The sequence below is a fragment of the Pseudomonas sp. 05N432 genome, assembly GCF_056396945.1.
This window is the reverse complement of the sequence record NZ_JBFTMM010000029.1, coordinates 39,121-45,120: the sequence shown is the minus strand read 5'-3', so window position 1 is coordinate 45,120 and position 6,000 is coordinate 39,121. Positions and strand designations below refer to the sequence as shown.

Genomic DNA, 6,000 nt, shown 5'->3' with positions numbered 1-6,000 from the left:
CCTGAGCGCCGGTGCCTTGAACGGCACCAGCACCGATGCGGTGAATGGCTCGCAGCTTTTTGCGACCAACCAAAGCCTCAATAACATCAACAATGGCGCGGGCATCAAATATTTCCACGCCAACTCAACGCTCGCCGACAGCACCGCGACCGGCGTGGACAGCGTGGCCGTCGGCCCAGCCGCGAGTTCGACCGCCGCTAATGCGATCGCCATCGGCAACGGCGCCGTCGCCGGCACTGCCAACTCCATCGCCCTGGGCAACGGCGCCACCACGGCTGCTGCTGTTGCGACCGCCAATGGCGTGATCAATGGCACCACTTTCAATTACGAGGGTGCGACACCGACTGGCGTATTGAGCGTGGGCAGCGTCGGCGACGAACGTCAGATCACTAACGTGGCAGCCGGTCGGGTGTCTGCGGCCAGCACCGACGCGGTCAACGGCAGCCAGTTGTTCTCCACCAACAGCGCGGTGGATGGCTTGGGGACGCAAGTCGATAGCCTTCTCAACAACGGCACCGGCATCAAGTATTTCCACAGCAATTCAGCGCTGCCCGATTCGCAAGCCAACGGCGTGGACAGCGTTGCAATCGGCCCGCAGTCCATCGCTGCAGGCGCCAATTCGTTCGCCGCCGGCTCGGGCTCCAACGCGACCGCTGATGGTGGCCTGGCGCTGGGGCATCAGAGTCAGGTCCAGGTCTCGGGCGGTATCGCACTGGGCGAAGGTTCGGTCGCGAACCGTGCCCTGGCACCGGCCAGCGGCACAATCCCGGTCGGTAGCGGCGCGATCATATATGACACCTCGGACGCGACCTTGCTCGGTTCGGTTTCGGTGGGCAAGGCAGGCAGCTACCGGCAGATCACCAATGTGGCGGATGCCACCGAAGATCACGACGCCGTGACCCTGCGTCAATTGACCGGGGCGATGGGCTCCTTGAGTTCGACCGGCACCCGCTATTTCCACGCCAACTCGACGAACCCGGTGGACTCGCTCGCGAGCGGCGCGGAGTCGATTGCGGTAGGTCCGGCCACCGTGGTCAACGGTGACAACGGCATTGGTATCGGTAACCAGGCCAGTGTCGGTCAGGCTGCCGCTGGTGGCATTGCCATCGGCCGCAATACGCAGGTGTTGCAGGCCTCCGGTATCGCCATGGGCAGCGCGGCCCAGGCATCGGCTGAGCAATCGGTCGCGTTGGGTGCCGGTGCCAATGCGAGTCAGGCCATGAGCGTGGCGCTGGGTTCGAGTTCCGTGACCACGGTCGGGGCAGAGACGAGTTACAGCGCCTATCGATTGGCGTCACCGCAGACGTCGGTTGGCGAGGTCGGCATCGGCACGGCGCTGGGAAATCGCAAGCTCACAGGGCTGTCGGCAGGTACGCAGGWCAACGACGCGGTCAACGTGGCGCAACTGAAATCGGTCGGTGATCAAGTGGACCAAAACACCACGGACATCACCAACCTTGATGGTCGGGTCGGTGGCCTCGAGAGCCTTGTTGGCTCGGGAGGCGGCATCAAGTATTTGCACGTCAACTCCACCGGCGCCGACTCCGCGGCCACCGGTACCGACTCGATGGCTTTGGGCCCCACAGCTCAGGCGTCGGGTAACGGCTCGGTGGCGATGGGCAACGATGCCAAGGCTTCCGCTGACGGCAGCGTTGCCTTGGGCACCGGTGCCAATGCGAGTCAGGCCATGAGTGTAGCGCTGGGTTCGAACTCGGTGACCACGGTCGGGGCCGAGACGAATTACAGCGCCTATCGAATGGCGACACCGCAGACTTCGGTCGGCGAGGTAGGCATCGGTACGGCGGCGGGTAATCGCAAGCTCACCGGGCTATCAGCAGGTACGCAGGACAACGATGCGGTCAACGTGGCGCAACTGAAATCGGTCGGCAATCAAGTGGATCAAAACACCACGGACATCACCAACCTGGACGGTCGGGTCGGCGGCCTTGAAGGCCTTATTGGCTCGGGAGGCGGCATCAAGTATTTGCACGTCAATTCCACCGGCGTCGACTCCGCAGCCACCGGTACCGACTCGATGGCCTTGGGCCCCAAAGCTCAGGCATCGGGTAACGGCTCGGTGGCGATGGGCAACGGTGCCAAGGCTTCTGCTGACGGCAGTGTTGCAGTGGGCAGCGGTGCCAGTGATGACGGTCGAGGTGCAGAGGCTTACACCGGCAAGTATTCGGCGGCGAACAATGTGACCTCGGGCACGGTGTCGGTGGGCAATGCGGCGACCGGCGAAACCCGGACCGTCAGCAACGTCGCTGACGGCAAGGACGCCAACGATGCGGTCAACGTGCGCCAGCTCGACGGTGCGGTCGCCGAATCCAAGCAGTACACGGATGACTCGATCGCCAATCTCAATGGTACTGCAATTCAGCAGGGTGCCCGTATCAGCGCCGTCGAGGGCGATGTCTCCAACCTCAAGAACGGCACCGACGGCATGTTCCAGGTGAACAACAGCAGTGCAGTAGCCAAACCGAAAGCCACAGGCGTCGATTCGATAGCCGGCGGTGCGGGGGCGGTGGCGTCGGGCAAAAACAGCGCGGCGGTCGGTACGAAGTCTCAGGCTACCGGAGAAAACTCGGTCGCTGTGGGCAACGGGGCCAAGGCTTCGGCCAAGAACTCCACTGCGCTGGGCGCCAATTCGGTGGCTGATCGCGAGAACAGCGTTTCGGTGGGCAGCGTGGGCAATGAGCGGCAGCTCACCAACATTGCGGCAGGCACCAGCGGCACGGATGCGGTGAACGTCGACCAACTGACCAAGAGCGTGGCGGGCATCACCGACAACGCGAATGCCTACACCGACCAGCGTTATTCGGAATTGAAAAATGACATCAAGAAGCAGGACGAAATTCTCAGCGCGGGGATTGCCGGTGCAATGGCAATGGCCAGTTTGCCGCAAGCCTACTCACCGGGTGCAAGCATGACTGTGGCGTCCGCCAGTAGTTATCGCGGTCAATCGTCGGTTGCCTTCGGTGTATCACATATGTCCGGCAACGGCAGGTGGCTGACAAAGTTGCAGGGCAGTACGGACACCCAACGCAATGTCGGCGTGGCTGTGGGGGTGGGTTATCAATGGTGATGGCAGTTTTTGATTCGTCTCTATCCGACTTTTTTCAGGAAAATAACTATGAATATGAAATCCATTTTCGTCACCACACTGATCACTTTGTTGGCGTTCGCCGGTTATGACAAATTTTTGGCCAACAAACCGGCGGATATCCCAAGCAATTGGCTCAGAATTCCCGCTTTGCCGGTGATTCATGATGCGATATTCGAACTGTCGCCGAGGTTCGATGGCCAGCGCAATGCACCGGTGATGGAGCAGCTTTGCGCCTTGGCCCGGGGCGAAGTGAAACAGGAACAGGTCAACGCCTTTCTCAAGCAGCAAGGAGTCGACGCGCTAACACTGCCAAAGCAGGGCAACCAGCTCTCACTACTGATCAATGGCGACCAGGCAGAGCAAACCACCGCGTGTGCGGCGTATCTGGCGACGACTGTATTGTCGACGGTCAATATGGCCGAGTTCATGCGCCCGGTTACGACGCCGGCGGCCAACGGGCAGCCGGAGAAATCCTCGCTGCAGGTTGATAACGCGCTGTTGGCGTCGTCGCTGTCGATCAAGCTGGCCGAAGCCCGGGCCAATGCCGATGTGTTCGCCTTGATTGCTGCCGAGTTGCAGCGCAGTCCCGGCTTATCGATCACGCAATACCGTGAGCGGGCCAGGCAATTGTTTGACCGCCTGGCACCGACTTACCTGCAACGCATCAAGGATCAACTGCCGCCCGCGGGCACTCAGTACAAGCTGGTGCAAATGGATGACAGTCGCTTCGTGTTCAGCAGTTCCGTCGGCAGCGTATTCGAATTTGGTAGCAACGGTCTGATCCTGAGCCAGGGCGGTATCACCTGGTATGGCGAAGGCAAGCTGTTGGGGCAGGATTACCCCCTACAGGTTGCGTACTTTTCGCCGATGGTCAGAGAGGTGCTGGCACCGCCCCACTCGTGATCCTTGATCCCATGACATCGCGATAACGCAGGGTGATGAAGACAGCGTCTGAATTTCACCCTGCGGCATCAAATAGTTCGGTCCCTGGTTGTTTCATCACCCTGCGAGCCATCCATGATGCCCACTCTTCCATTACGCGTTCTGGTCCTTGAGGATCATCCCTTCCAACGTTCCGTAGCACTCAACATGCTTCGGCAATTGGGCTGCCAAGAGGTTTTTGCCGCCGCGGACAGTGCGCAAGCGCTGGCCATTCTCGAGCGGGTGGGGCCGGTCGACATCGCGTTGTGCGACCTGCGGATGGAAGGCATGGACGGTCTGGAGTTTTTGCAGCACGCAGGACCATCCGGTCTTGTGGGATCGATCATTATCAGCAGTTCGCTGTCGGTGGATTTGCGTCGTTCCGTACGGCGGATCATTGCAATGTCGGGGATGGTGATGCTTGGCGATGTCGGCAAGCCCTTGCGGTTCGACGCGTTGCAGGAGCTGTTGGCAAAACACTTGGGTGAGCCGCAGAGCGCGCGACCGTTGCAGCCGGCAACGGCTCTGGCCAGTCATGAGGATATGCATCGGGCGTTTGACGATCAGCAACTTCACGCTTATTTCCAGCCGAAATTCGACCTGCTGACTGACCGGGTTCAAGGGGTCGAGGTTCTGGCGCGATGGCATCATCCCGTCAAAGGCATGTTGCCGCCATCGGTGTTCATGCCCGCCATGGAGCAGTGCGGGCTGATGGATGAACTGTTGTTCCTGCTATTGCATCAAGGGTTGAGCCTGCAGCGACAGGCCATGGAGCAGGGTGATCGTCTCAACGTCGCCTTCAATTTGCAGCCTGCGCAACTGACCAGTCCTGAGTTTGTTTCGAGGATCAAAACGATTCTGGCTGTTCATGGTGCATCGGGTTCCGACCTGACTTTCGAACTGATCGAAAGCGGTTTGCTGGAAGAGCCTGCGACCGCCATGGAATGTCTGGTGCGTTTGCGGATGATGGGCTGTCGGCTCTCCATTGATGACTTCGGCACAGGATTTTCGTCGTTGCAGCGCCTGTGTCAGCTGCCTTTCAACGAGATCAAACTGGATGGCGAGTTTATTCGCACTCTGGAGTACGAGCCACGTTGTCGAGCGATCATCAGCAGCATCCTGACCCTGGGTGAATCCCTGGGCATGTCGGTAGTGGTCGAAGGCATCGAGACCGAAGAGCAGCGCCAGGAGCTGATAGCGCTCGGGTGTACCCAAGGGCAAGGCTATCTCTGCGCACGGCCGATGAGTAGCGAGGACTTATTGAATTGGCTGGATGCACGGCGTATCGCGTGCGCTGACGGTACGCGCGTAAGTTATTGAAGTGGCGATCATCTGATCATTTCTGTGAAAAGTATCGAACTAGGTGAGACGGGATGCAACTGCACAAAAAGTTTTATCAAACTATCAGCCTAATCGCCCTGGGACTGTTCTTGCTGGGGTGCTCAGATAAAGCAAATACGCCTGAGGCCACTGTAAAACAACTGGCCGACTGGTATCTCAAAGAAGGCCTAAAGGATGGCTACCCCGCCTTGTTGAAAGTCGATGATGCCAAGCCACTGTTTGACTCGGCCATTATTCGTCTGTTGGGTAAAGCAGAAATCGAACGTGACAGGCAAATCAAAGCTCATCCCGAAGACAAGCCTCCTTTTGTCGACAACATGCTCATCACCGGTTTTCAAGATCGGGTTGATCAGTATCGGATTACAGAAACCCGTCAGTGGGGGGAGATCGCACAATCACAGCTGGCCTGGAGCACGCTGCGCGACAGCACCTTCAACGGCACCAAAGTGTTGTTACGCAAAACGCCGGAAGGCTGGCGCATCACCGACATAATCTACGATGAAAATTACCCAGCAAACCGCCTGACCGAGGCGTTAAATATCGATATCGATCACTAAAGTGCTTGGTGATGGCGGATTGAGTTTGTGGTTTCAATAAAAGTTTCAAATCGTTACGAGAGAGGGCGTGGGAAA

4 protein-coding genes are annotated in these 6,000 nt (G+C 58.9%); all 4 read left to right on the top strand.

The annotated features are described in order from the left end of the window. On the top strand, positions 1 to 3,085 hold a 3,085-nt coding region (locus AC1DHT_RS28030), incomplete at its 5' end, for a YadA family autotransporter adhesin (RefSeq protein ID WP_477761554.1). 48 nt (positions 3,086 to 3,133) lie between these two features. After that, entirely contained in the window at positions 3,134 to 4,009 is an 876-nt protein-coding gene (locus AC1DHT_RS28025) for a hypothetical protein (RefSeq protein WP_427545367.1), read from the top strand. Positions 4,010 to 4,123: 114 nt separating this feature from the next. Continuing rightward, the gene (locus AC1DHT_RS28020) at positions 4,124 to 5,347 is read left to right on the top strand and encodes an EAL domain-containing response regulator (RefSeq protein WP_427545369.1); all 1,224 of its coding nucleotides are present in this window, start codon (positions 4,124 to 4,126) and stop codon (positions 5,345 to 5,347) included. Positions 5,348 to 5,400: 53 nt separating this feature from the next. Next, positions 5,401 to 5,925, top strand: a complete 525-nt coding sequence (locus AC1DHT_RS28015) for a hypothetical protein (protein ID WP_427545371.1) — start codon at positions 5,401 to 5,403, stop codon at positions 5,923 to 5,925. Positions 5,926 to 6,000 lie beyond the last annotated feature (75 nt).

Coding starts and splice junctions, on each gene's coding strand:
- AC1DHT_RS28020 (WP_427545369.1), top strand. CDS start 4,124: ATGATGCCCACTCTTCCATTACGCGTTCTGGTCCTTGAGGATCATCCC.
- AC1DHT_RS28015 (WP_427545371.1), top strand. CDS start 5,401: ATGCAACTGCACAAAAAGTTTTATCAAACTATCAGCCTAATCGCCCTG.
- AC1DHT_RS28025 (WP_427545367.1), top strand. CDS start 3,134: ATGAATATGAAATCCATTTTCGTCACCACACTGATCACTTTGTTGGCG.